The sequence below is a fragment of the Photorhabdus heterorhabditis genome (assembly GCF_018448905.1).
Classification (GTDB): Bacteria; Pseudomonadota; Gammaproteobacteria; order Enterobacterales; family Enterobacteriaceae; genus Photorhabdus; species Photorhabdus heterorhabditis.
The window spans coordinates 1-26,185 of the sequence record NZ_RCWA01000011.1 but is presented as its reverse complement, the minus strand read 5'-3'; the positions used below and the strand labels follow the sequence as shown (position 1 = coordinate 26,185).

Here is a 26,185-nt window from a genome sequence, read left to right as displayed (position 1 = left end):
TTTAATTCCTTAATTTGGCGTAAATAACATTTATTAAGCTATACCCTTCATCTTTCAAGCTGCTGCTTTGTTGGCTACGTTCACTTACCCCAGTCACATAGTTATCTATGCTCCTGGGGATGCGTTCACTTGCCGCCGCACTGCAACTTGAAATCTATTGGGTATATATTTCTTTATAAATCACGAAAAATAAGAGAATATTAAACAATATATTAACGGGAGTTAAATAAGCAAATAAGAAAACAAGAAAATAAGAAAATAAGAAAATAAGAAAATAAGAAAATAAGAAAATAAGAAAATAAGAAAATTATAGTTAATAATAACCAAACTTAATAGAATTAATAAGATATAATTCAATATAGAAAACATTAATATTAAGAATAATATACAGGTACATCATGCCACTTTATTACCAAAAGTGGCAATGATTACTTGTACAAAATTTTTGTTTTTTAAGTCTTTTTTTAGAAAATGCCGACAAAGCCCTCTATGAGAAAAAATGCAATAATAAATGTCAATAAAGTCAGTAATGGAAATATTCACTAATCGTTATTTATAGGCTAAATGGTTTAAGTAAGACAAGGACTCCAATTCTTAACATCGGGAAAAATTGAGTAGTAACCCAATAAAAATCTGCATGAAAATTTACGTTCTGAATAAATCTCATCACCATTACCCTACCAGTAACACTTGTCCTGTTTTCAACCCCTTAGCATTTGGCAGCCAAAGCCTTCCCCAACTACCCGTACAATGACACCCATAGACTTCTTTGATATTTTCTTTTATGAAGAACTCTCTAATCTTCAATAATTCGGTCGGTAATGCTCTCCTCAAATGGAATCCACCTATCACTGCGAATACTTTATCCACACCTGTAATTATTTTAGCGTGGTTAATTATTTCACAAATACCAGAATGACCACACCCAACAATAATAACAAGCCCGTGATCACTTTTCCAAATTAAAGCACTATCATCAAATATATAGTCATTGGCCCAAGAACTTTTTTTTACTAAACCATAGGATTTTCGATGATTATTTGTTATTTCTCCTGAAAAAACAAATCGTTCACTTATCTTCATATGCGATTTTGTCAAACGAAAAAAAACTTTCTTCTTGATTCTTTTATTAATTTTACCCGACATTTTTTTAAACTTTAAAACACTGTTTTTGAACTTAACCCCATAATATCTCTCATTTAATGCATCAGGATGACATATTAATTTAGCATTATGAGGGAAATAATTAACACCACCGATATGGTCAGAATGTCCATGAGAGATAACAATCTTAGATATATCATCAATAGATATTCCCATCCTGTTTGCATTCTCGATATAGCTGTCATCCGGGCCGGTATCAAAAATTATCTTCTCTTCACCGTCCTCAAGTAAAAGGCTTAAACCAGGCTTAGCTATCAAATATGAATCAGATGTTTTATTTTCCAGGAGTACAGTTATTTTTAATGACATGGTATATCCATTAATTTTGTTGAAGTCATACTTCTATTAAACGATACGGGTAACAATAGCATTGATGTACATCAATAAAACAATGAAAAGCGTTTATATCGTCACATTCTTATAAGCAGATCACAAATTATCACTTATTTTCTGTCAGTTAATTTTTCAACATAAAATGACTATCTCTCTATTATATTTATCGCCTTGCAATATTAACACATAATTATTATCCCTTGTTGCACAACATATATTTACCAACAAAGATAAATATATTATCTCACATGAAAATTCAACAGGATATTATTGTAATTAATAAAATAGACTCTCAAATACAATATTAATCCATTTAATTTAAGCTCATAACTGTATAGTTTTATACCCTTCATCTTTCAAGCTGCTGCTTTGTTGGCTGCGTTCATTTACCCCAGTCACAGAGTTCTCTATGCTCCCGGGGATGCGTTCTCTTGCCGTCACAATGCATCTTGAAATCTATTGGGTATATGTAAGTTATTAATGAAATAAATCAATTAATATTGAACCATAATTCAATCATTATTTCAGAAATAAAACAATATATTATCCCTATTTAAAAAAATAACATTAAATTCAATTGAAATATTAACCCTATAAATATTAAAATCTATTTTAAATAAAACTCAATAAGAATTAGAAAATAAGCATCCGATAGTATCAAAATCGTGGCGAAGTCACGGGGGAAACCTGTCCGTTCTTTTATTGCTACCCCGCCCAACCTCGCCACGATCGAATTGATTATGTATTCGTTACCGGAATATTCCCTCGTAACCAACTGCCTAGTTTACGCTGGTAAAATGGTTGCGTATGCTGAATCAAATAATGGCTAATACCACGCTCTTTTTCATCAACCAAGCAAAAATCAATAGGTTCTTCTTCGGAAGTGTATTCACAGGCAATACTACCGGCCTCTTGAATTAACTGTTCAACTTCATCCGACGTACCATTCATTTCCAGTCCAATTAATAAATTGGGCTTTTCATCCACATTTTTATCATGAGCCTGAATGATAAAAGCACGGCGGACAGGTTTACGCTGGCTAAATAAACTGACCAGAGCGTCAATGAGCTGTGAAGGATACTCTTCCGGCTGGCTGAGTGTTATCGCGCTGCCACTTGGAACATTAACCTCAACCGAAACCAACTCACTTAATGAACTCATAAAAATCTCCAATCAATTTTTATACAAAATAGAATTATTTCGCTTTTGCCAACAACAGATTTGCAATCGAACGAACACCATAACCCGTTGCACCAGCAGACCAATGTTCTACAGCAGATTTACGGTAAGTTGCCGAGCAATCAATGTGAATCCAACCTTTTTGGTATTCTTCCACAAAGTGAGAGAGGAAAGCCGCCGCTGTGCTGGCACCAGCCGTATGTGATGGTGCCGCAACATTATTCAGATCAGCAAAATTTGATGGCAGTTGGCTACGATGGAATTCAGCCAATGGCAGGCGCCAGAACAATTCATTTTCAGATTCAGAAGCAGCTAGCAGATCCGCCGCCAGTTTATCATCAAAGCTGAATATAGAGTGATAGTCATTACCCACAGCCGCTTTCGCTGCACCTGTCAGGGTTGCCGCATCAATAATTAATTTAGCTTTCTCTTTGCTGGCATCAATCAAACCATCAGCCAGAACCAGACGACCTTCCGCATCGGTGTTCATCACTTCAACAGATTTTCCATTGCGGTAACGGATAATATCACCCAATTTAAAGGCATTACCACTGACCATATTATCCGCAATACAGAGGAACAGTTTAACACGCTGTTTCAGACCTCGATTGATCGCCAGAGCCAATGCTCCCGCCAGTGTTGCCGCTCCGCCCATATCTGCTTTCATGGAATCCATAAAAGAAGATTGTTTTAAGCTGTAGCCGCCGGTATCAAATGTAATGCCTTTACCAACCAGACAAGCGAATACGGGCGCTTGCGAGTTGTCAGTTGGGTTGTAATCCAATGCCAGCAGAATCGGATCGCGGGAAGAACCACGACCAACAGTATGAATACCTGCATAACCCTGTTCACGTAAATCTTCGCCTTTAGTAATGCGATAACTTACCGCATCACCAGCAATACCACACATTAGGTCAATAGCACGTTTCGCCAATTGTTCCGGCCCAAGCTCTTCAGCTGACATATTGATGGTGTCACGTACCCAATCAATAATTTTAATTCTGTTTTCCAATTCTTGTTTTTCAGCCGCAGGTAATTGAGGCCATTCAATAGAACGTTTACCTTTTGGCGCACGAAATCCTTGCCAGAAAGCCCAACTTTTCTCTAAATCCCAACCTTCGCCAACCAAAGCCACATGACGAATTCCCTGTCCGTCAATTTTACGTCCGGCACGTTGAACAGCGCCTAATTTACCTTTACCAACCAGATGAATGGTCACCCCTTGATCACTGGAACTAATCAACGCTTTTTCACCCCAGCAAACTGCTGCTGGTTCATAAGACAGTGTTATTGGCATGATTTGTTTAGTCATTTTTTTCACCTCTTATTATTACCGCTTGATGGCAGTGAGGAGCTTATTCAAGCTTCTACCTACATAATTATTCGCCTGCCAGATATTAACCCTATAAAAAAACTGGCCAAAGCCAGTTTTTCATTGAAGTTCAGCCTACCTCAAAACCATAGGAATAAATAACAAATTAATGCTATTTTGTTATTCAAATTCATCCAACCAGACCAAAAGAATAGCTTCCAGAATCTTTTCATTAGATTTCTCGGGAGCGTCATCAAAATCATCTAATTCACAAATCCACTGATGCATATCAGTAAAGCGAACTGTTTCTGGGTCTAGATCAGGAAACTTGTCATACAGCGCTTCCGCAATTTCACGACTGTCAGACCATTTCAGGCTCATTTATATATTTCTCCTGCCAATCAGTGCTCACGAGCATGGTTAATAGTGTATTTTGGAATTTCTATTACCAAATCTTCATCAGAGACTCTGGCCTGACAACTCAGACGACTTTCCGGCTCCAGCCCCCAGGCTTTATCCAACATGTCATCTTCCAGTTCAGAGCTCTCTTCCAGTGAATCGAAGCCTTCACGAACGATACAGTGGCAAGTTGTGCAAGCACAGGATTTTTCACAAGCATGTTCAATTTCAATCCCATTGCGCAATGCAACATCCAGAATGGATTCCCCTTCTCTAGCTTCCAGCACTGCACCATCAGGGCAAAGATCGTTATGAGGTAAAAATACAATTTTCGGCATAATTAAATCTCATCCACAGAATGGCCCGCCAATGCACGACGAATAGATGTATCCATCCGACGCGCAGCGAATTCCTGCGTTTGCTTGTCCAGTTGTTTAATTGCGTTCTCTATAATTTGAGGATCACTCCCCTGAACGCTTTTTATAAGTATTTCTACAGCGGCATCAATCGCCGCCTGCTCTTGTTCATTCAGTAAATCAGCATCTTTTTCTAACGCACGGGTGACACTTTCCAGTACCCGCGCCGCTTCTACTTTTTGTTCTGCCAGTTTGCGCGCATTGATATCCTCCTGAACATTTGTCATAGAATCTTTTATCATGCGAGCTATTTCTTCATCAGATAAACCATAGGAAGGTTTCACCTGAATAGCGGCTTCCACACCAGTCGATTTTTCCAATGCGCTGACGCTCAGCAAGCCATCAGCATCTACCTGGAAAGTCACCCGGATATGGGCACCACCAGCCGGTAATGGCGGAATACCACGCAGTGTAAAACGGGCCAGTGAACGGCAATCATTCACCAATTCTCTTTCCCCTTGCACCACATGAATACTCATTGCACTCTGACCGTCTTTGAAGGTCGTGAATTCCTGTGCTCTTGCTACTGGAATGGTTGTATTGCGGGGGATAACTTTTTCAACCAAGCCACCCATGGTTTCTAGCCCCAGTGAAAGCGGAATCACATCCAATAACAGCATGTCGCTGTCTGGTTTGTTACCTACCAAAATATCCGCCTGAATCGAAGCACCGATAGCCACAACTTTATCAGGATCAATTGAAGTCAATGGTTCACGGCCAAAAAACTTCCCAACCATGTGACGAACCAGTGGTACGCGGGTTGAACCACCCACCATCACCACTTGTAACACTTCATCCGCAGAGACTTCTGCATCTTTCAACGCCCGGCGACTTGCCAGCAAAGTACGTTTTATTAACGGTGTAATCAGTGCTTCAAATTCGGAACGGGTGATTTTCCCCTGCCAGTCGGCAATATTTATTGCTGCAACATCGGTATCACTTAAGGCAATTTTTACCTGAGTGGCAATATCCAATAGCTGACGTTGTAGACTGTGGTCATCCCGACTGCTGATACCTGCCTGTTCACGAATCCAGTCAACGAGCATCAAATCGAAATCATCTCCCCCAAGCGCAGTGTCACCACCGGTTGCCAGCACTTCAAATACACCACGGCTCAATCGGAGAATAGAAACGTCAAATGTACCGCCACCTAAATCATAAACAGCAATCACACCTTCCTGACCAGAATCCAGTCCATAAGCAATTGCAGCGGCAGTCGGTTCGTTAAGCAAGCGCAGAACATGTAATCCAGCTAAACGAGCCGCGTCTTTTGTGCCCTGACGCTGTGCATCATCAAAATAGGCAGGAACAGTGATCACAACGCCATCAAGCTTACCATCCAGTGTTTCTTCTGCACGCTGTGCCAACAATTTAAGAATTTCAGAAGAAACCTGAATAGGATCGACCAAACCTATTGCCGTATTGATTAATGGCAACCCATTCTCACTCGCCTGAAATTGATAAGGAAGATTAGGATAACGTTGTTGAATATCAATCAGAGAGCGTCCCATCATGCGCTTCACAGAACTGATGGTATTAACGGGATCACGTGCAGCCTGTTGACGAGCCAACCAACCAATTTCAGTACCCTTTTCATGATAGTGAACAACCGAAGGAAGCAGGTAACGATCTTCACTATCCATCAGGGTTTCCGCTTGCCCACTACGAACGGTGGCAACTAATGAATGCGTTGTACCTAAATCAATACCGGCAGCCAAACGACGTTGATGTGGTACAGCAGATAAACCCGGCTCGCTGATTTGTAATAAAGCCATATACGCGTTCCTTAAAAGTCGTCCAGTAAACGTTCTTCTAGTTGTTCAACTTGCTGTTGCAATTTATCCAGAAAACGCAATTTACGAACAGTATCGGCTGCCTGTTCCCACTGCTGTTCATTCAATTGTTGCTCCATTTGCTGACTACGGGTTTTAATCATCCCGTTCAGACGGGCAGCAAAATCTGCCAATGCCATTTCTGCATCGGCTTTATTTTCAATGAATTCTAACTCTTCCCGCAACATAAGCTGTTCCATCAGGAAAGCATTGTCATTCATGGTGTGTTGCTCGTTGGCTAAATCAAAACCATGTAAGGAGAGTATATATTCAGCACGTTTCAATGGGTGTTTAAGCGTTTGATAGCCATCATTGATAGTCGCTGCCTGCTGCAACGCCAGCGCTTTTTCGCGCTCCGGCTGACTAGCAAAGCGATCAGGGTGAAACTGACGCTGCAATTCCTGATAACAGTTTGTCAGTTGTTCACGGTCAATAGCATAACGAGCCGGCAGCCCGAATAGAGTGAAATAGTCCATAATCTAAACTTATTCTCTGGATTTAGCCGAAAAACGGAATTAAACGTTAAAACTTTCTCCACAACCACATTCGCTGGAAATATTCGGGTTGTTGAATTTAAAGCCTTCGTTAAGGCCCTCTTTAACAAAATCCAGTTCTGTACCGTTGAGATAGACCATGCTCTTGCCATCTACGATAACTTTGACACCCTTATCTTCAAACACGGTGTCGTCTTCGTTAATCACATCAGCAAATTCAAGCAGATATGCCATACCTGAGCAGCCTGATGTTCTGACGCCAAGGCGTAAACCAACACCTTTTCCACGGTTACTTAGGAATGACGAAACGCGTTGTGCAGCACTTTCTGTAAGGGAAATTGACATACAACAACCTCACTTTTCAAAACCAGCAAAGGCGGATACTGGATGATATACCTGTTATCTTTCAAGTTGCCTCTTTGTTGGCAGCACTCTCTCACCCCGGTCACAGAGTTATCTATACCCTTCATCTTTCAAGCTGCTGCTTTGTTGGCTGCGTTCACTTGCCGCCGCACTGCAACTTGAAATCTATTGGGTATATGCTCCCGGGGATTCGCTCCCTTGCGGTCGCGATCCATCTTGAAATCTATTGGGTATATAAACAGCCAGTATCCACCAAATTCATATTCTATTTTCTTATTCTCAAGGGCAATTATTTGCCCTGGCGTTTACTTTTGTAATCCGCAATAGCTGCTTTAATTGCATCTTCTGCCAGAATAGAACAGTGAATTTTCACTGGTGGCAGTTCTAATTCATCTGCAATTTCAGTATTTTTAATCGCTTCTGCCTGCTCCAGAGATTTGCCCTTCATCCATTCAGTAACTAAAGAGCTGGAGGCAATTGCAGAACCGCAACCATAGGTTTTGAAACGCGCATCTTCAATAATGCCTTCATTATTGACTTTGATTTGCAGTTTCATGACATCACCACACGCCGGTGCACCGACCATGCCGCTACCAACCATTGGATCTTCATTATCAAAAGAACCAACGTTGCGTGGGTTTTCATAGTGATCAATTACTTTTTCGCTGTAAGCCATAGTTGTTACTCCCAAAGCCGTTTAATTAGTGATGAGACCATTCGATACTGTTAAGATCTACACCTTGTTTAAACATTTCCCACAGTGGAGAAAGTTCACGTAAGCGGCCAATAGATTTGTGAATCAGTTCAATGGCGTAGTCTATCTCCTCTTCCGTGGTAAAGCGCCCTAAAGAGAAACGGATAGAACTGTGTGCCAGTTCGTCATTCATACCCAACGCACGCAATACGTAGGAGGGTTCCAAACTTGCGGAAGTACATGCAGAACCCGAAGAAACCGCCAGATCCTTTAATGACATCATCAGTGATTCGCCTTCAACATAGTTGAAGCTGACATTCAGAATGTGTGGCGCGCCGTGTTCCAAGTCGCCGTTGAGGAAAACTTCTTCGATATCTTTAATACCATTCCACAGGCGTAAACGCAGACCGCGCAGACGCTGAGATTCGCTTTCCATCTCTTGTTTAGCAATGCGATACGCTTCACCCATACCGACAATTTGGTGAACAGGTAAAGTGCCGGAACGCATACCACGTTCATGACCGCCACCATGTTGCTGAGCTTCAATACGAATGCGTGGTTTACGGCGAACGTACAGCGCACCAATCCCCATCGGCCCATAAATTTTATGCGCGGAGAAAGACATCAGATCAACTTTCAGTTTAGTCAGGTCGATAGTCAGCTTACCTACGCTCTGAGTGGCATCAACATGAAAAATGATACTGCGACTGCGACACATTTCGCCAATAGCAGCGATATCCTGTACCACACCAATTTCATTGTTAACGTGCATGATAGAGATCAAAATAGTGTCATCACGCACTGCGGCTTCCAGATCTTTTAAATCAATCAGCCCATTGCTTTGAGGTGCCAGATAAGTGACTTCAAATCCTTCACGCTCTAGCTGACGGCAAGTATCCAAAACCGCTTTATGTTCAGTTTTGCTGGTGATGATGTGCTTGCCTTTTTTCTGATAAAAATTAGCCGCACCTTTAATAGCAAGATTGTCTGATTCAGTTGCGCCGGAAGTGAAAACAATTTCACGCGGATCAGCACCCACTAAATCAGCAATCTGATTACGGGCAATATCAACCGCTTCTTCAGCCTGCCAGCCAAAACGGTGAGAACGGGAAGCCGGGTTACCAAATACCCCGTCCATGGTCAGATATTGCATCATTTTTTCAGCAACACGCGGATCAACCGGTGTCGTTGCTGAGTAGTCTAAATAAATGGGTAATTTCATTGCTTACATGCTCCCTACTTCTAATACTTCAATTCATCACAAGTTCTGCTTATGCGCGCAGATTGACATTAATTGTTTCTTGTGCTCTGCCATTAGGCGTACGGCGTTTATCGTTATCTTGACGATCAGCAACATCTAACACTTCTTGATTATTAACTAATTCTTTTAAACTAATACTACTCAGGAAACTGGTAATACGATCACTTAAATCGCGCCATAAAGCATGTGTCAAACAGCGATCACCGCCTTGACACCCTTCTTTACCCTGGCAACGGGTAGCATCTACCGATTCATCAACAGCGAAAATAACTTCGGCAACGACAATTTTATCGGCATCTCTGCCCAGCAAATAACCGCCACCCGGACCACGGACGCTTGAAACCAGACCATTTTTACGCAAGCGAGAAAATAATTGTTCAAGGTAGGAGAGGGAAATACCCTGACGCTCAGAAATGTCGGCCAAGGGCACCGGACCTTCTTGTGAGTGTAACGCCACATCAAGCATGGCAGTTACTGCATAACGCCCTTTAGATGTCAATCTCATAAATGAATTACCCCGTGGTGAAATATGAATGAAATTGTGTCATTCCTGAGTATTTTAGTCAACTATTTAACCTAGTAATTTACTCAACTATTTCTTCGCCCATTTTTCAACCGAGGTCAGTATGCCACGCAGAATATTCAGTTCCTGCATCTCTGGACGAGCACGGGTAAAAAGCCGTCTTAATTTATTCATTATTTGGCCTGGATGTGCTTTCCTGATGAAACCAGAATCATGTAATACCTGTTCAAGGTGATGATAAAAACGCTCCATATCATCAACTAATGGATATTCAGTCTCATTTGTTTCCTGCTCAACTTTATCCTGACGCGCGAGATAGGCCATACGGATTTCATAACTCACAAGCTGAACCGCCATTGCCAGATTTAATGAACTGTATTCTGAGTTAGTCGGGATATTCAGATGATAATGACACTTCTGCAATTCTTCATTAGTTAGCCCTACACGCTCACGCCCAAAGACAATAGCAACAGGTGCATGTTCTGCTTCTTGAACACTCCGTTCACCACATTCACGAGGTTCGACCATCGGCCATGAAAGGGTTCTTGAACGAGCACTGGTGCCAATTACCAGTTCGCAACCAGCCAAAGCTTTATCCAAACTATCAACAATAGTCGCATTACCAATAACGTCGCTGGCACCCGCAGAAAGGGCAATCGCATGAGAATCTGGCTGAACCAAGGGATTAACCAAATAAAGATTGGTTAATCCCATTGTTTTCATTGCCCGGGCAGTTGAACCCATATTCCCAGTGTGGGAAGTTTCAACCAAGATAATGCGGATATTTTCTAACATGACAACTTCTGGACTAGTTATAAGAATCAAATATCTTAACACAGTATTAGTCATTTTTCCGAACTACTGCTATACTGCGCGCCGATTAATTATCCGTTCTTTAACATCCTAGTGGAAGATACCCCATGCATCCGATGCTGACCATCGCCATACGCGCTGCGCGTAAGGCCGGCAACCTGATTGCCAAGAATTATGAAACTCCTGACGCGGTTGAAGCGAGTCAAAAAGGTAATAACGACTTTGTGACCAACATTGACAAAGCCGCAGAAGCGCTGATTATCGACGTTATCCGCAAATCTTATCCTAAACACACGATTATTACGGAAGAAAGTGGCGAACTAGCAGGCGAAGATGATGATATTCAATGGGTAATCGATCCACTGGATGGCACCACTAACTTTATCAAACGTCTCCCCCATTTCGCTGTTTCTATTGCAGTTCGCATTAAAGGCCGTACCGAAGTTGCCGTTGTTTATGATCCAATGCGCAATGAGCTTTTCACCTCAACCCGTGGTCAAGGTGCACAGTTGAATGGTTACCGTCTGCGTGGCACCAATGCCCGCGATCTGGATGGCACTATTCTGGCAACAGGTTTTCCATTTAAAGCAAAACAGCATTCCACTGTTTTCATTAATACTCTTGGCAAATTATTTGTGCGTTGCGCTGACTTCCGCCGTACAGGTTCAGCAGCGCTGGATCTGGCTTATGTTGCGGCTGGCCGGGTTGATGGTTACTTTGAAATTGGCCTAAAGCCGTGGGATTTTATGGGCGGTGAACTATTAGTTCGTGAATCTGGCGGTATCATTACTGATTTCGTTGGCGGCCATAATTACATTCATTCCGGTAATCTTGTTGCGGGTAATCCACGCGTTGTTAAAGATATTCTGGCCGAAATGCGTGATGAATTATCAGAAGCATTGAAACGTTAATTCAAAGCCAATATTTAAAGCAGGAATTGCAGGCGATATCCTTTGAGCCTGCAATTCTATCTTTTACCTCGAAAGGATGCTCTCACCGGCATAATATAAAGATGCATAGGTAGCTATACATCACCAAATCCTCTTTCTCGCCTTTATAAACAACCAAGCCAGCCACGTGAAAAGACAGATCCTCTGCCACTTGAACAAGTATTTGCGGTTCGCTCTGATAGTCAACCTAGTAGCCTTCTTTTCCGCTGCTTAACCACCGGAATCCCTGCGAACTGAATTAACACAGATGTCCCACCAAATCACCTTCCCTGCCAATCACATGAATCAATGTTTTGCCCAGTTCCCGTGCTTCAATCTGGTTGATACTAGCCGATGCATCCAGATGAGTTTACCGGACAGCCGGGTATCACTCAGAGCCGAGTGATACCTAGTATTATCCGTCAGTAAATATGCTATCAGGACCGTTGGCTAGCCGGAAGCAGCATCAACCAACAGGCTGGTTTGTAGTTCATATATTTTCCAACCCAAAAACCGAGTTTTAATCTAACACCCACTGAGATCGATTACCTTATACAAATCTAAGGTTACCTATGCTGCCAGAGTCCCGGTATTGGTTTTTTCAGGAACAGTGAAACGGAAAACTTCGTTGAGCGGTTAAATTAAATAACCTATTCAACAGCTTCCAATTTAAATTCAGGTGAATAACGTTTCATTTGTGACTCCAAAGCCTCCAGCAGGTGAAATGACCCCAAAAGTTCTGTCTAAGGAAAAGCAAAACAGGTTCTTCATAACTAAGAGAGTATTTATCATAGCAAGTTTAGTTAATGCATAATCGGCTACTTAATATTTAGTTTAATTATTAAACAAATAACTAATTATTTATAATATTAGTAGAAAAAATAATGAATTTATAAACAATTAAAAATATAAAAAATATTTTATTTGTAAATAATTACCAAAAGATAAATATTATTTTTATATATGGTTAATAAGGGTGTTTAATTAATTTTTAACCTTGGATTCACATAATAAGAGCAAATTTTCTGTGGGAAAAAAATAGAATTAATGATTATCGTCCAACAACGGGAGTTATTAGTGAAATCATACATCCATTAGATCTAATTCAATGGATCAACCTTGAACATTCATTAAACCTAAATTACATTCAAGGTATAAAATCTGACTATTCTATATCTGGAGACGAAATACCAGATAGTACTTTTATTATAGGTGAAATAAATGGGGCTGTAGTCACAGGATATAGCAGTTTTGTAAATCTATTTAGAAGAAGAGAATTAGACTTTGTTTTTCAAGATATACATAATCAATTAATTTTTTCCCAATTAGCTTTTGATACGCCAAACTGGTATGAAGATTCGGTAAGAATTTGGACCGAAACTAGTATTAAAACTGAAGAAATCTTGCACTTTAATTCCCTTGATCATGAATATAATGGAGATAGAAAAATAGAGAGAGTTGTTAATGTTGTCAAAGATGTTACAGATTTTATTATGATGGAAAAAAAACCTATTTTTGACTTTCCTACTCTAGAGGATGCCATACGCCTTCAAAAATTACTCAATGAAATTGATTCTAAGAAACCAAAATTCTATAAAGTAAAATATAATTTTTCAAAAGAGAGAATTTTATTAAGCGAAAAAAGTGGATTTGGGAGATTAGGGTAGAAAACAGGATCATGTATTTAAGATGTTGAAGCTAGGGGGTGTTAACGTTTTGTTATTTTTATCTTAAGTTAGAAGTGGTATTTGACGCCAGAGGAGGAAAGCACCTTGGAAGGCAAGCAAATTGGCCTAAACAGGAAAATGGCTCACAACATTTTTCATTATGAAAAAACAAACCTATCATTTTAAACAAGATTTGTCAGTTGCTTAGGGCCTGTATTACAGGCCTCCGCCATCAATATGACACAAATGCTGATATTCAGATCTTTAACACGAACAGAACCTTCTGATACACGGGTAAATGCTTCCGTGAATTTAGTTCGTACATCAATTTCCAGTATGAGTTCCAGCAAATCAACTCGTGGCAACATGTCAGTCACCCGATTACGTAGCTCAATGAGAGAAGATGATTCTTCAAATATCATCAAGAGGACTCAAAACCAGTCTTGTTCTCTGGTCATCCCGACTATTAATAAATCTTATTACCGGATTATCGGGCAAACTTTTCAACCCATCACGATTGCCTGATCAAATTCTTAAGCCATTGCCGCCAGTTATGGGCTCAGGAGCGGATGAAAAACCAAGAGAATATCAAATTACATGTTTGCCACTCACTACCGTCTAAAAGGCTATTTGTGAATCAGCATATCCAAGCACCAACCAACAAGCTTGAAATTGGACATTCTCAACAACATTAATAACGTCTTTCTTCCTGTACCGCTTCGATAGAGGGTGTGTGTTTTTTTATCTTGATTTAGTCTGTTTATGACCAAATCAACCACATAAAATAAGTTAGATCCAGCCCTAGGACTAAATTGTACTATACAAGGAAATCCTAAATACATATTTTGAGAACAGGACCGATAAATGAAGGAATGATAAGGAATATGTGAAATGTCCGGAAAAACATGAGCATTTGTATAATCAATTATCTTCGGTGAAAGCTCTAAGAATCTGAACTGATAGCAACCATCTGGAGCGAAATTAATGCCGCCTTCTATGAAGGCGGATTTTTAGATTTTTACTTAGTATTTACTATCTTAAAAGCATTACTTTTCATACTATAGAACTGAAGGCCTAATGAAATTACCATAGAGAGAACTGCAAAATAAATTAGAGCCATGGTCCCCATTCCCAGAGATATAATTACGCCACCCAATGAGGCTCCTACCGAACTTCCTAGATAGTTAACCGAACTATTGAGAGCAACGGCAGCACTTCCGTGTTTAGGCTGATAAGATAATAAAATGTGTTGCTGAGGAGCTCCTGATGCCCATCCCATAGCTCCCCATATGAAAAACGGCAAATATTTTATAAACGATAGATTAATCATTACTGGGATGCATATGACAGAACATGTTAGAATAATTAAAATAATTGTCATTAAAATTTTTGGCGCTTTAAAGTAGTCAATTAAATACCCAATTGATAGACTACCAAACAAACCACCTAATCCCCAAGCCCATAAATATAATGCTAAATTACTTAAGTTATTAAGATCCTGTAATAATGGAGATAAATAGGTGTATAAACCTAAGCTTGCAATACTTGCAAAGAACGTTATTAATACAGTGACAGCAACTCTTTTATCTAAAAACATTGCAATTCTTTCTTTCATAGCCGGTGGCGCAATAACTGGAACATGTGGTAAAAATTTAAAGATACTTAAAGCTGAAATTAAACTAAGAACAACAACAAACCACATTGCAGATTGCCAATTCAATTGGTCAGCGATATAAAGCCCCATAGGAACACCTAATACAGTTCCCATACTCATACCACCTATCGTTAAGCCAAGTGCCCGCCCTTTCTTTTCCACAGGCACTAGCATAGTTGCTCCAGCCACAGCTAATGGTGAAAACAAACCGGCACCAACACCGGCAATCGCTCTTGATATCAAAAACACAGAAAAATTTGGAGAAACTGCGGTTAATGCATTCGCAAGTCCAAAAATTATTATAGAAGTTAATAGGACTTTTTTTATAGGCTTACCTGCTAAAAGTGAAGCAAATAGAGGGGCAGAGATTGCATAACATAAAGTAAATATACTTACAGATTGTCCTACTTGAGAAACGCTTTTTTGATAACTATCACTAATTCCCGGCACAAGTCCAGCGATAATATAGGCATCAAAACCCAGAGCAAACATACCTATAGCTAAGAAAAGAACTTTTTTCATAGTGTTGCCATCCTTACATAGTTAACAATACCATAACAAATGAATTTTATGCATTATGATTGACTAACTCCCCACAACGTTTTTCCATCAATCACGATGACACTTTTCCCTTCGCTGATCCGACGATGATTGATCCAAGGATGTAGGTTTTCAATCAAAGGCATCACTATCAATGACCTTGATAATATTAGCAACACAGTGTCAGCAGGGAATGTCGGGAGTAAAAGCAGTGTGCTGTTTAAGCCACTTAAATTGTCACTCGCCAAATCCCTGAATAGATTTCCAGCCAGAAACACCACTCACAACAGCCGAGCAAACCAGAAAAATAACATCCATTAATTCATGTTTTCTTATTAATGTCAGCGCACGGAACAAGACAGGTATGTCATTGATACATTCTTTGAAATAATTATCGTCAAGCTCACTTTTTTATGAAAGATGATGATCAGATCATTTTAATGATGAAAAGTTCCATAAAAAGTAAGATTTTCCTGATTCTGAGCCACAAAGCTCGAAGGTGGGCGAGGATGTCAATTGACAACAAAAAAGTTACCAATGAACTTTTTTGTTGTCGTTTTAAACCTAAATTACTCCGCTAACCAATAAACGGCTTCATAAGGTTGTAACTGTATGTTTTTTGCAGGTAGCTGACGTTCAGGATAATTCCCCAATAATTTAACCCACGAGCAATGGGATAAAGCAGCATCCAGTGACCATTCCTGTACTTCCGCGCTGAGATTGGCGATAACCAATAACGTTTGATTTTCCCAACGACGAACATAACACCAAAGAGAAGGATGAGATGGCAATAAGTCTTCATAGCTGCCATAAGTCAGTACAGGATATTCCTTACGCAACTTTATTAAGCGTGCATAACAATGAAAAACTGAATCATCATCCTGCATAGCGTTTTCAGCATTTACTTCCTGGTAATCACTATTTAGCGCGAGCCACGGTTCCCCCTGAGTAAATCCTGCATTATGAGTTGCATTCCATTGCATCGGCGTTCGCCCATTATCACGAGATTTCTTCGCTAAGACCGATAAGATTTTTTCTTTATCATCGCCCAGCTCAATCTTCTCCTGATAAATATTTAAACTTTCTATATCCCGATAATCTTCAATTTGAGAAAAATTAGGGTTAGTCATCCCCAATTCTTCCCCTTGATAGATGTAAGGAGTTCCTTGCATACCATGCAACACCATTGCCAACATTTTAGCAGATGGAACCCGTAATGCTCCTTCACCACCAAAACGTGAAACAATCCGCGGTTGATCGTGATTACACCAGAACAGAGCATTCCACGCTCGTCCATGCATTCCTTGCTGCCACTTAGCAAAAATTTTCTTCAATTCAATAAAATCAGGTGGCGCAATGACCCATTTTTCGCCATTGGGGTAATCGACTTTCAAGTGATGAAAAGCAAAAACCATCGATAGCTCTTCACCATCTAACGAGGAATAGCGCTGGCAATTTTCCAGGGAAGTAGAAGACATCTCCCCGACAGTCATCACCCCCGCAGGCTGAAATGCCTCTCTGTTTATTTCCTGCAAAAACTCATGAATACGCGGACCATCGGTATAGAATTGACGCCCATCTCCCTCTGTTGCTTCAGGAAAATCCTGCTGCTTAGAAACCAGATTGATAACATCCAGACGGAACCCATCAACGCCAAGGTTAGCCCAAAATTCACAAATCTTTTTAAGTTCAGCCCGTACTGGTTCATGCTCCCAGTTTAGATCAGCCTGCTCAGCGGCAAACAAGTGTAAATAATACTGGTTGCTTTCCTCATGCCACTCCCAAGCATTGCCGCCAAATTTTGACACCCAATTATTAGGCGGAGTCCCCGGTATTCCATCCCGCCAGATGTAATATTGCCGGTAAGGGCTATTAATGTCCTGTGCTTGTTTGAACCAAGGATGCTGAGTGGATGTATGGTTGAAAACAATATCCACGATGATACGGATATCACGTTGATGTGCTTCATCGACCAAACGCTTAAAATCATCCATTGAACCGTAAGCCGGGTCAATCGAACAATAATCAGCGACATCATAGCCATTATCTACCTGTGGTGAGAGGTAAAAAGGAGTCACCCAAATAGCGTCCACTCCCAGTTTCTTCAAATAATCAAGCCGGTAAGTAATACCGTTCAGATCGCCGGTTCCACTACCAGTAGTATCCTGAAAACTTTTAGGATATATCTGATAGATGACACCTTGTAACCACCATGGAATGATTTTGTCCATCAAAAACGCCTTATCAATATATTTCCTGAGTTAAAGTTACTTTTATATCTGTTAATCAAGTGAAGATTTAACAGGATTATTCAACAGCTAACACGCTACTCATATTCTTCTTTCGATAAACAATGATAGTCAACACCAACGGAATGATAACGGCCACGAGCATAGCTAATGCATAAATTGCCCAGAATTGTGGTTTAATCGAAAGGATACCTGGCAGACCACCGACACCAATACCGTTTGCTAATACACCACTCAATCCACAAATTAATCCAGCGAAACCAGAACCAATCATGGCACAGAGCATAGGGTATCGATATTTGATATTAATACCATACATAGCCGGCTCAGTGACGCCCAAATATGCGGAAATCGCTGCGGGCACAGATAACTCACGTTCATTATGCTTTTTGCTAATTAAAATGATGCCAACAACCGCTGAACCTTGAGCAATATTAGATAATGCAATAATAGGCCAAATCGGTGTCCCACCTATACTTTGAACCATCTGCATATCAATGGCTAATGTGGTTTGATGAATACCTGTGATAACCAACGGCGCATAAAAGAATCCGAATAAAGCCGCGCCTACAGGAGCAAAACTTCCCGTCATCAATGCCTTAACAACCCAAGCAACGCCATCCCCAAGTAACCGACCAAACGGCCCAATCAGGCTATGTGCTAAAAAGGTTGCTAAGATCAACGAAACGACAGGAACAATCACCAGATAGAGGTAACTAGGAACCACCCGTTTTAACTGAATTTCAATCCACCCCAAAGTAATGCCAGCCAACAGTGACGGAATAACTTGTGCCTGATAACCCACTTTATTGATTGTGAACAAGCCAAAATTCCATATATCAGGAATATGTTGCCCTAACTGATAAGCATTCATAAGTTGAGGCGACACTAATGTTATTCCCAATATAATTCCTAATATCGGTGTTCCCCCCATTGCTCTAACTGCTGACCAACAGATACCCACTGGCAAATAGAAGAAAATAGCCTCACCTAACAACCATAAAAAATCATATATCGTTTTCCAGACAGGATACATCTGGACTAAAGTTTTACCATCACTGAATGGAATATCACCAATAATATTACGGAAGCCCAAAATAAGACCACCGCTAATTAATGCCGGCAACAAAGGAAAAAATATTTCTGCAAACTGAGAAATAATTCGCTCTTGCCACTTCATATTTTTTTTCTTCGCCTGCTTTTTCTGAACTTGCTGTATATCTTGCTTACTCAATTCAGATTGACCAAGATAGCTATTTAAAACCTGATAATAATCATCAACGTTAGTGCCTATCACGACCTGGAACTGCCCTGCATTGGTAAAACACCCCTTAACCATCGGCAGATTTTTTATTTTATCTGTCATCGCCTTAGCGGGTTCAACCAATACAAACCTCAACCGAGTAATACAATGAGTCACACTGGCTATATTTTCACAACCACCGATTAATGTAATTAGTTTTTCAATATCTTTAGAATTTATTTTATTTTTCATCATAGCCAATCATTATAAGTTAGTATCAATCACTAATTAGCATGCTTAGTAAAGTAATTTCATCCTAATATCATTCAGTAATGCTTGTCATGGGAACGTTCCCAAAAATGCGTTAAAGATCACATTGAAATTGCAATATTCTTACTTTTAAGCCAATTTACTAGGAACGGTTACCTGTTGTTTTGGGTATTGTCGATTTATCTGAGCCATCAATTGATGGGCCGCATACTTACCTGCTTCACTATAGCCCAAATCCACAGAAAGCGTATTAGGGTACAAAAAATTCAGTAAGGGTGTACTGCCAATACTACCTATCTGTATATCTTCCCGGTTATTTTGCTGCAAATACTTATATGCTCCCAACGCCAGGCTGTCTGTTGCACAAATTAAGGCCGTAGTTTCCTTTCTTAATACTTTGTCAACATGTTGAAACCCACTCTGATAGCTTAAGTCACATTGAACAGAAAGTGGGCGTAATCCTTTCTGTTCACAGCAATTTAAATAGGATTGATGACGACGAAAACCCGTTGTGGTATCACAATCACGTACACCAAGAAAACTGATATCTCTGTGACCCCGCTGGTAAAGTTCATTCATTAGTAAGCGAACAGCGCCCGCATCGTCATAACATATAGAAGAAACATCAGCATATTCACGTGCAAATACCACTATTTTTTCACGCCAGGGAAATAAGAATTCTTCTGACAATCCTGTGAAACCAAACAAAATAACACCATCCGCATTACGTAACGCCAATTGGCGTAGATGTTCCTGTAAAAGCTGCGGATTAAAATTACTTTCCATAATAATAGGATCATAACCATGCTGATAAAATAGGGGTAACATCGTACTTATAGATAGATTTTCCGAAAAGGACCCCAACCGTGACACAATTAAGGCAATAATTTTGTCACTTTTCACCCGCATTGCTCTCGCAGATTTAGAGGGAATAAAGTTATTTTGGTGAATAATCGCTTCGACTCTTTCACGTACCTGTGAACTTACACTACTTTCATTGTTTAATACACGCGATACCGTTGATTTACTGACATTAGCCAAGCGTGCTATATCTTTTATTGTTAACTTGTTCGACATGATATCTCATAAAAATATTATTAAATCTATCCAGTTTCTTACAAAAATTTCATAAGAAACTGAACCTATGTTGTTAATAATTATGAGCTTTAACCTGTGGCCGCAAGAAGATGGCAGGAAAAGCAACTAAAGCCATTACCCAGAAAATTCCACTGTGCAGATAATCATACATAAATCCTGCAACTACCGTCATAACAGCAATAGCGCCCCCCATTGCTAAGGCCGAATAAGCCGCCTGCAATCGAACAATTTCCTCTTCCTTTCTGGCACCGATAAAACGCATTGCCGCCAAATGGCAGACAGTGAATGTGCCACAATGCAGAATTTGCACGACAATCAATACCGGCAATGCAGTGAATGTTGCCATCAATCCCCAACGAACGACACCACATATACCAGAAAGCAGCAAAAGGTCACGGGCACTCCAGCGGCGAAATAATTTATTACTCAGCGTAAAAATAACAACCTCAGCGACTACTCCTAAAGACCAGAGATAACCAACTACCGAAGCAGAATAACCCAATTTTTCCCAGTAAATTGCACTGAAACTATAATATCCCGCGTGGGCGCCCTGCAATAAAGCCACACAGAGCAGGAACTGACATATCGGTTTTTCAGACAACAACTGTTTAAATGACACAACATTAATTTTGTCTGATTTGACTTCATTAGCGGGCATGATGGAAGGTTTAAGCAATGTCACCAACAGCGTTGACAAGACACTGAGCAGCATAGTGATAAGAATGGCATGATGGCCCCAGACAGAGATTAATTCCCCGGTCAACGCCGAACTGATAATAAACGCAATCGAACCCCAGACCCGTATTTTTCCATAATCAAAAGGAAATTGTTTTTGCCATGTTCCCGCCAGCGCATCTCCCAACGGCATCATCGGCGAAAAAAACAGGTTGAAACCAATCATGACGAACAGAAGCCATGCCCAGTGATTTCCCAATGTAAAACCAACAACGAAAATCAAGGTCAACAATGCCAATATACGCAACGCAACAATAAGTTTCGCAGGATTTTTAACCGTAGGCGCGATCAATAAGCTACCCAAGAAACGGGAAACTAAACCTGCACCCAACAAAATCCCTATCATATCAGGTTCTATACCTTCACCCTGAAGCCAAATAGCCCAAAAAGGCAAAAATATCCCGTAAGAAAAGAAATACGTGAAATAATCTAACGCCAGCCAACGTGTCGACTGAATAACCATCAATCCCTCCTGGTTAATAATGCAAAAAAACCTGCTCGACACTAACTTAAGCAAACAAGGTTAGCTGGAGCAGGTTTAATAATTATTTATTAAAATTATTATTTATGCGTAAACCGGATATTCTGCACAAATAGCCAAAACTTTTTGCTTAGTCGTTTCAATAATCCCTTCATCATTGATGTTGTCCAGTACATCACACATCCAGCCAGCCAGTTCCTGAGCTTCTGCTTGTTTGAAGCCACGGCGGGTAATTGCAGGAGTACCAATACGTACACCGGAAGTCACAAATGGACTCTTCGGATCATTAGGTACGCTGTTTTTGTTTACGGTAATGTTTGCACGGCCCAACGCAGCATCAGCGTCTTTACCAGTAATATTTTTGTCAACCAGATCCAGCAGGAATAAGTGGTTCTCAGTACCACCGGAAACGACTTTGTAGCCACGCGCCAGAAAGACTTCAACCATTGCTTTAGCATTATCAGCAACTTGGTGTTGATATGCTTTGAATTCTGGCTCCATAGCTTCTTTCAATGCAACTGCCTTACCCGCAATAACATGCATCAAAGGTCCACCCTGGCAACCCGGGAATACAGAAGAATTCAATTTCTTATACAGCTCTTCGTCACCACCTTTTGCCAGGATCAAGCCACCACGTGGACCCGCTAGTGTTTTATGCGTCGTGGTAGTCACAATGTGGGCATGAGGAACAGGGTTCGGGTAAACCCCCGCAGCGATTAGGCCAGCAACGTGTGCCATATCAACGAACAAATAAGCGCCAATACTGTCTGCAATTTCACGCATTCTTGCCCAATCAACAATACCGGAGTAAGCAGAAAAACCACCGATAATCATTTTTGGCTGGTATTTTTTAGCTTGTGCGGCGATATCGTCATAATCAATTTTACCGCTATCATCAATACCGTAAGGCACAATGTTATATAACTTACCAGAGAAGTTAACCGGAGAGCCATGAGTCAAATGACCACCATGTGCCAAATTCATCCCTAACACAGTATCACCTGGTTGCAGCAAGGCCATATAAACTGCTGCATTCGCCTGAGAACCAGAGTGAGGCTGAACGTTGGCATAATCAGCACCAAACAGCGCCTTAGCGCGATCAATAGCTAATTGTTCAACAACGTCTACATATTCACAGCCGCCGTAATAGCGTTTACTCGGATAACCTTCGGCATATTTGTTAGTAAGCTGGGAGCCCTGTGCCTGCATAACTCTTGGGCTGGTATAGTTTTCAGAGGCAATTAACTCGATATGTTCTTCCTGACGAACAACTTCTTGCTCCATCGCCTGCCATAGTTCGGGATCATAATTAGCAATATTCATTTCACGCTTTAACATTGGGTTCTCCTGACTCAGCTAACTTCTCTTCAAACAACACCCCAAAGGGCAGAATGGCACACAGTGTAAACCCTTTTCACAGAATGAGATAGTCTTGACAAAATATTTTACGCAAACGATTGCTTGCCAACTGCAACAAGATATCGGTTTTTTCAGACATAACAAAAATTTCCTACTTTTTGGATCATTATCGGAATTTGTGACCTTGGGTAGCCTTAGCCTCAATGTAAGTATCTTCTGCAAACATTTTTTTACCGTAAAGACCACATTTTATATTTACAAAATCCTCAAAAAGCTATAAGTTGCATTTAATTTACATGTTATAGTTTTCATGATCACTTGAAAGAAATTCAGGAGTTTCAACCATGCTAGATAGTCAAACCATTGCAACTGTCAAATCTACTATTCCACTGCTCTCTGCTACTGGCCCGAAACTGACCGCCCATTTTTATGAACGGATGTTCAAACATAATCCTGAGCTGAAAAATATTTTTAATATGAGCAATCAGCTCAATGGCGATCAGCGTGAAGCCCTGTTCAATGCTATCTGCGCCTATGCGGCCAATCTTGATAATCTGGCAGCCCTCTTGCCGGCAGTTGAAAAAATCGCTCATAAACACACCAGTCTGAATATTCAACCAGAGCATTATCAAATTGTCGGTACTCACCTTCTGGCAACATTGGATGAACTGTTCCAACCGGGAAATGAAATTCTGGACGCTTGGGGAAAAGCTTATGGTGTGCTAGCTGATGTTTTTATCAATCGTGAAGAGCAGATCTATCATAGTGGCGAATCGACAGATGGCGGCTGGCGTGGCTTGCGACCATTCCGTATTAGCCGGAAACAAGTAAAAAGTGATGTCATTTGCAGCTTTGAGTTTGTACCACAGGATGGCGGAAAAGTGATGGACTACAAACCCGGCCAGTATTTAAGCATTTATCTGGAAGACGATAGTTTTGATAACCGCGAAATTCGTCAGTATTCACTGACAGCCGCACCAAATGGCTCCAGCTATCGAATCGCAATCAAACGAGAACCACAAGGAACTGTCTCCAACTATATGCATGATAAAATGCAAGAAGGTGATACCGTTTGGCTGGCTGCTCCACGCGGAGATTTCTTCCTTGATATTAAACCAGAAATCCCCGTGACTCTGATTTCTGCCGGTGTTGGCTTGACACCCATGATGAGTATGTTGCATCAACTCCACCAACAAAATCATAACAGCCAGATTAACTGGTTACATGCAGCCGAACATGGTGGTCATCACGCATTTACCAATGAAGTCACAGCCATTGCACAGGCAATGCCAAATCTTAACAGCACAATTTGGTACCGCGAGCCAAGAGATGAAGATCAACAAGGTGTCCATTACCAACATAAAGGTTTTATGGATCTGGCAGTTCTGAATGAGACACTCAAAACCAAAGGAATGCATTTTTATTTCTGTGGCCCAGTTCCCTTTATGCAATATGTGGCGAAACAGTTATTGGATATAGGAATTGATAAACAATTTATTCACTATGAATGCTTTGGTCCGCATAAAGTGATTTAAATTTTCAGTTTAGTATTAAAAACATTATACAGTGAAAATAGCCAATAAAGCATCGACTTGAAAGATGAAGGGTATATCTTTAATTTATGGACTCTGATGTTCAATATTTATGTGTATTGAATGTGCTTAATGTGACTGAAAAAACCAATTCATCACTATTTTAGAGACTTTAATGGAGTTTATTTATCATGGAGCCCGTCCCGCTGGACGTCAGCTCCATTGATTTCAAAAATCATGAGTAAACTTATGCTGACTGGCAATTAATTTTGCCCCACAGGCTGTTTACCCGCTATAGGAATACCCTTGTGAGTATAGTCATCAATAGCGGTAATCACCTTACCGCCATGATCTGTCGTATCTCCTAATAGAATAACCGCTTTTTCCATTAACGTTCTCCACCGTTTTTCGATTGGCAAATAACATCATCCCTATCACACTTCAGTAATTAATGGTAATAATCCTAAGTTCACCAACTGAATTTCAACATCATTGGATTTATCAATATCGTCCTGATCTCTTCCATCAAAAATACCTTTTTTGGTGACAATCAGAATACCTATCTGTTCATTATTCTGCTGCACGGGAAGCACATCTTCCGCCATAGGCAGATAGGATTTATCAATAATACGGGGCTGGTAAAGCATCCAGCCAACACTGAGACGGTCAGGGAAAACCTGTTTGCCTTTTAAGGTATAGCCGTTGGTTTCTACTTGAATATAAGGAAAATCACGACTGGTCGCTAAATATTTAACTAAATCAATTAATCGGGATACATTCAGTTGACTGCTGTCAATTTTTAAATTGAGTTCTAGCCGAACCCAATTAGAATGTCCCGACTTTGATTTTTCATAAATAATGCCACAAGATAATTCATCTTTTTGACCATCCCACATTCCATTGATAAGTGAAGGGAAATTTTTCCTATACTCTTTTTCAAAGTCCCTTATTGCAACGCTTGTAGGCCCTTTTTCATCAAATACAACGTGTTTCAGGGCCTCTTTGCGAGAATAACCTGTCAAATACCAAGTCTTCTTTTGCCCAAAAAAGATATCAATTTGCCGCGTGACACGAAATAAATCTATTAATGCCGAATCTACAGTAATAATTTCCTGCTGTTCATAACGTACATTAATTTTTAAACGAATAATTGCCATTTAAACCTCTAATTAAGCTGTCGCCGCCAAATTGGCACAGGGTGTATAGTGAACACTGATATTTTCATATTCACTAAACAATATTTTAAAATAATCAGAACTGACAGGCTGTAAAAAATGCCATTCCACATGAGGAGTCCCCTCCAGTACATCACAGACCATTTGATGTCTTTTTGCTTGATTTCGCGCAGAAATCTGGCCTTTCCACCAAATTTTTGGTTCACCTTCACTATCAAAAAACTGGTCATACCGCGCTTTGGCCTCCAGAAATAAGCAATACGCGGGTCGCCAGCCATCAAAGGTCACTTTCAGGCACTGAAATTCCTGGATCATCTGTATAGTGGGATCATATTTCGTTTGAGCAATAAATCGCTGATAGTTAATCGTGATGGCGCTCCAGCGGCTCACCTTGCGATATTTTTCACTCGTCACCGGAATAGCCAGGCAAGCCTTGCACTCTTTTGTACTCTCCGTTTTTTCACACTCTT

At 40.5% G+C, this 26,185-nt stretch carries 23 protein-coding genes and 3 pseudogenes; 3 read left to right on the top strand and 23 right to left on the bottom strand.

Annotated elements, in window-relative coordinates:
• Positions 1-672: 672 nt before the first annotated feature.
• The 12 genes and pseudogenes from EAE89_RS09045 to trmJ all read right to left on the bottom strand — a co-directional run bounded on the left by EAE89_RS09045 (position 673) and on the right by trmJ (position 10,765).
• Positions 673-1,473 carry an MBL fold metallo-hydrolase gene (locus EAE89_RS09045; protein ID WP_054479050.1) on the bottom strand — a complete coding sequence of 267 codons (801 nt, stop codon included), beginning with the start codon at positions 1,471-1,473 and terminating at the stop codon, positions 673-675.
• A 762-nt stretch (positions 1,474-2,235) separates the two neighbouring features.
• Positions 2,236-2,628: pseudogene (locus EAE89_RS09040) on the bottom strand (enhanced serine sensitivity protein SseB C-terminal domain-containing protein); the annotation flags it as partial.
• 64 nt (positions 2,629-2,692) lie between these two features.
• The gene (gene pepB, locus EAE89_RS09035) at positions 2,693-3,988 is read right to left on the bottom strand and encodes an aminopeptidase PepB (protein ID WP_054479048.1); all 1,296 of its coding nucleotides are present in this window, start codon (positions 3,986-3,988) and stop codon (positions 2,693-2,695) included.
• A gap of 180 nt (positions 3,989-4,168) precedes the next feature.
• Positions 4,169-4,369 (bottom strand): Fe-S cluster assembly protein IscX, encoded by a 201-nt coding sequence (iscX, locus tag EAE89_RS09030; protein WP_054479046.1) that lies wholly within the window; start codon positions 4,367-4,369, stop codon positions 4,169-4,171.
• A 20-nt stretch (positions 4,370-4,389) separates the two neighbouring features.
• Entirely contained in the window at positions 4,390-4,725 is a 336-nt protein-coding gene (fdx, locus tag EAE89_RS09025) for an ISC system 2Fe-2S type ferredoxin (protein ID WP_015833512.1), read from the bottom strand.
• A 2-nt stretch (positions 4,726-4,727) separates the two neighbouring features.
• Positions 4,728-6,578 (bottom strand): Fe-S protein assembly chaperone HscA, encoded by a 1,851-nt coding sequence (hscA, locus tag EAE89_RS09020; RefSeq protein WP_054479044.1) that lies wholly within the window; start codon positions 6,576-6,578, stop codon positions 4,728-4,730.
• A gap of 11 nt (positions 6,579-6,589) precedes the next feature.
• A complete protein-coding gene (gene hscB, locus EAE89_RS09015) occupies positions 6,590-7,111 on the bottom strand; it encodes a co-chaperone HscB (RefSeq protein WP_054479042.1) in 522 nt (173 codons plus the stop codon).
• Between the two features lie 39 nt (positions 7,112-7,150).
• Positions 7,151-7,474, bottom strand: a complete 324-nt coding sequence (iscA, locus tag EAE89_RS09010; protein WP_054479041.1) for an iron-sulfur cluster assembly protein IscA — start codon at positions 7,472-7,474, stop codon at positions 7,151-7,153.
• Positions 7,475-7,781: 307 nt separating this feature from the next.
• On the bottom strand, positions 7,782-8,168 hold the full coding sequence (iscU, locus tag EAE89_RS09005) for a Fe-S cluster assembly scaffold IscU (RefSeq protein WP_054479039.1): 387 nt from the start codon (positions 8,166-8,168) through the stop codon (positions 7,782-7,784).
• Between the two features lie 25 nt (positions 8,169-8,193).
• Positions 8,194-9,408 (bottom strand): IscS subfamily cysteine desulfurase, encoded by a 1,215-nt coding sequence (locus tag EAE89_RS09000; protein WP_054479037.1) that lies wholly within the window; start codon positions 9,406-9,408, stop codon positions 8,194-8,196.
• A gap of 49 nt (positions 9,409-9,457) precedes the next feature.
• Entirely contained in the window at positions 9,458-9,952 is a 495-nt protein-coding gene (gene iscR / locus EAE89_RS08995; RefSeq protein WP_054479035.1) for a Fe-S cluster assembly transcriptional regulator IscR, read from the bottom strand.
• A gap of 87 nt (positions 9,953-10,039) precedes the next feature.
• Positions 10,040-10,765, bottom strand: a complete 726-nt coding sequence (gene trmJ, locus EAE89_RS08990) for a tRNA (cytosine(32)/uridine(32)-2'-O)-methyltransferase TrmJ (RefSeq protein ID WP_054479033.1) — start codon at positions 10,763-10,765, stop codon at positions 10,040-10,042.
• 125 nt (positions 10,766-10,890) lie between these two features.
• Here trmJ and suhB point away from each other — a divergent pair, with 125 nt between their 5' ends.
• Both suhB and EAE89_RS08980 read left to right on the top strand, forming a co-directional pair.
• Entirely contained in the window at positions 10,891-11,694 is an 804-nt protein-coding gene (gene suhB / locus EAE89_RS08985) for an inositol-1-monophosphatase (RefSeq protein ID WP_054479031.1), read from the top strand.
• A gap of 1,421 nt (positions 11,695-13,115) precedes the next feature.
• Positions 13,116-13,379 carry a hypothetical protein gene (locus EAE89_RS08980; protein ID WP_054481068.1) on the top strand — a complete coding sequence of 88 codons (264 nt, stop codon included), beginning with the start codon at positions 13,116-13,118 and terminating at the stop codon, positions 13,377-13,379.
• 182 nt (positions 13,380-13,561) lie between these two features.
• Here EAE89_RS08980 and EAE89_RS08975 read toward each other — a convergent pair whose 3' ends face one another.
• From EAE89_RS08975 to glyA, 8 genes and pseudogenes are all read right to left on the bottom strand, one after another.
• Positions 13,562-13,801, bottom strand: coding sequence for a Tn3 family transposase (locus tag EAE89_RS08975; protein WP_054481066.1), 240 nt, complete (start codon positions 13,799-13,801; stop codon positions 13,562-13,564).
• 596 nt (positions 13,802-14,397) lie between these two features.
• Positions 14,398-15,555: an MFS transporter gene (locus EAE89_RS08970; RefSeq protein ID WP_054481064.1), complete on the bottom strand. Its 1,158-nt coding sequence runs from the start codon at positions 15,553-15,555 to the stop codon at positions 14,398-14,400.
• A gap of 68 nt (positions 15,556-15,623) precedes the next feature.
• Positions 15,624-15,913: pseudogene (locus tag EAE89_RS23565) on the bottom strand (ISAs1 family transposase); the annotation flags it as partial.
• A 229-nt stretch (positions 15,914-16,142) separates the two neighbouring features.
• Positions 16,143-17,804 carry an alpha,alpha-phosphotrehalase gene (treC, locus tag EAE89_RS08965; protein WP_214085705.1) on the bottom strand — a complete coding sequence of 554 codons (1,662 nt, stop codon included), beginning with the start codon at positions 17,802-17,804 and terminating at the stop codon, positions 16,143-16,145.
• 76 nt (positions 17,805-17,880) lie between these two features.
• Positions 17,881-19,320 carry a PTS trehalose transporter subunit IIBC gene (treB, locus tag EAE89_RS08960; RefSeq protein WP_149616434.1) on the bottom strand — a complete coding sequence of 480 codons (1,440 nt, stop codon included), beginning with the start codon at positions 19,318-19,320 and terminating at the stop codon, positions 17,881-17,883.
• A 144-nt stretch (positions 19,321-19,464) separates the two neighbouring features.
• The gene (gene treR, locus EAE89_RS08955; protein ID WP_054481061.1) at positions 19,465-20,412 is read right to left on the bottom strand and encodes a trehalose operon repressor TreR; all 948 of its coding nucleotides are present in this window, start codon (positions 20,410-20,412) and stop codon (positions 19,465-19,467) included.
• Between the two features lie 73 nt (positions 20,413-20,485).
• Positions 20,486-21,631: a 3-phenylpropionate MFS transporter gene (locus EAE89_RS08950; RefSeq protein ID WP_054481058.1), complete on the bottom strand. Its 1,146-nt coding sequence runs from the start codon at positions 21,629-21,631 to the stop codon at positions 20,486-20,488.
• Between the two features lie 102 nt (positions 21,632-21,733).
• The gene (gene glyA / locus EAE89_RS08945) at positions 21,734-22,987 is read right to left on the bottom strand and encodes a serine hydroxymethyltransferase (protein ID WP_054481056.1); all 1,254 of its coding nucleotides are present in this window, start codon (positions 22,985-22,987) and stop codon (positions 21,734-21,736) included.
• Positions 22,988-23,352: 365 nt separating this feature from the next.
• Between glyA and hmpA the strand changes: the two genes are divergently transcribed.
• Positions 23,353-24,543 (top strand): NO-inducible flavohemoprotein, encoded by a 1,191-nt coding sequence (hmpA, locus tag EAE89_RS08940; RefSeq protein ID WP_054481054.1) that lies wholly within the window; start codon positions 23,353-23,355, stop codon positions 24,541-24,543.
• A 281-nt stretch (positions 24,544-24,824) separates the two neighbouring features.
• Here hmpA and EAE89_RS23560 read toward each other — a convergent pair.
• From EAE89_RS23560 to EAE89_RS08930, 3 genes and pseudogenes are all read right to left on the bottom strand, one after another.
• Positions 24,825-24,929, bottom strand: a pseudogene (locus EAE89_RS23560) (PAAR domain-containing protein); the annotation flags it as partial.
• A gap of 45 nt (positions 24,930-24,974) precedes the next feature.
• On the bottom strand, positions 24,975-25,697 hold the full coding sequence (locus tag EAE89_RS08935; protein ID WP_214085704.1) for an Imm52 family immunity protein: 723 nt from the start codon (positions 25,695-25,697) through the stop codon (positions 24,975-24,977).
• A 12-nt stretch (positions 25,698-25,709) separates the two neighbouring features.
• Positions 25,710-26,185 (bottom strand): Tox-REase-5 domain-containing protein (locus EAE89_RS08930; protein WP_244866316.1); only part of this gene is annotated, 476 nt, incomplete at its 5' end.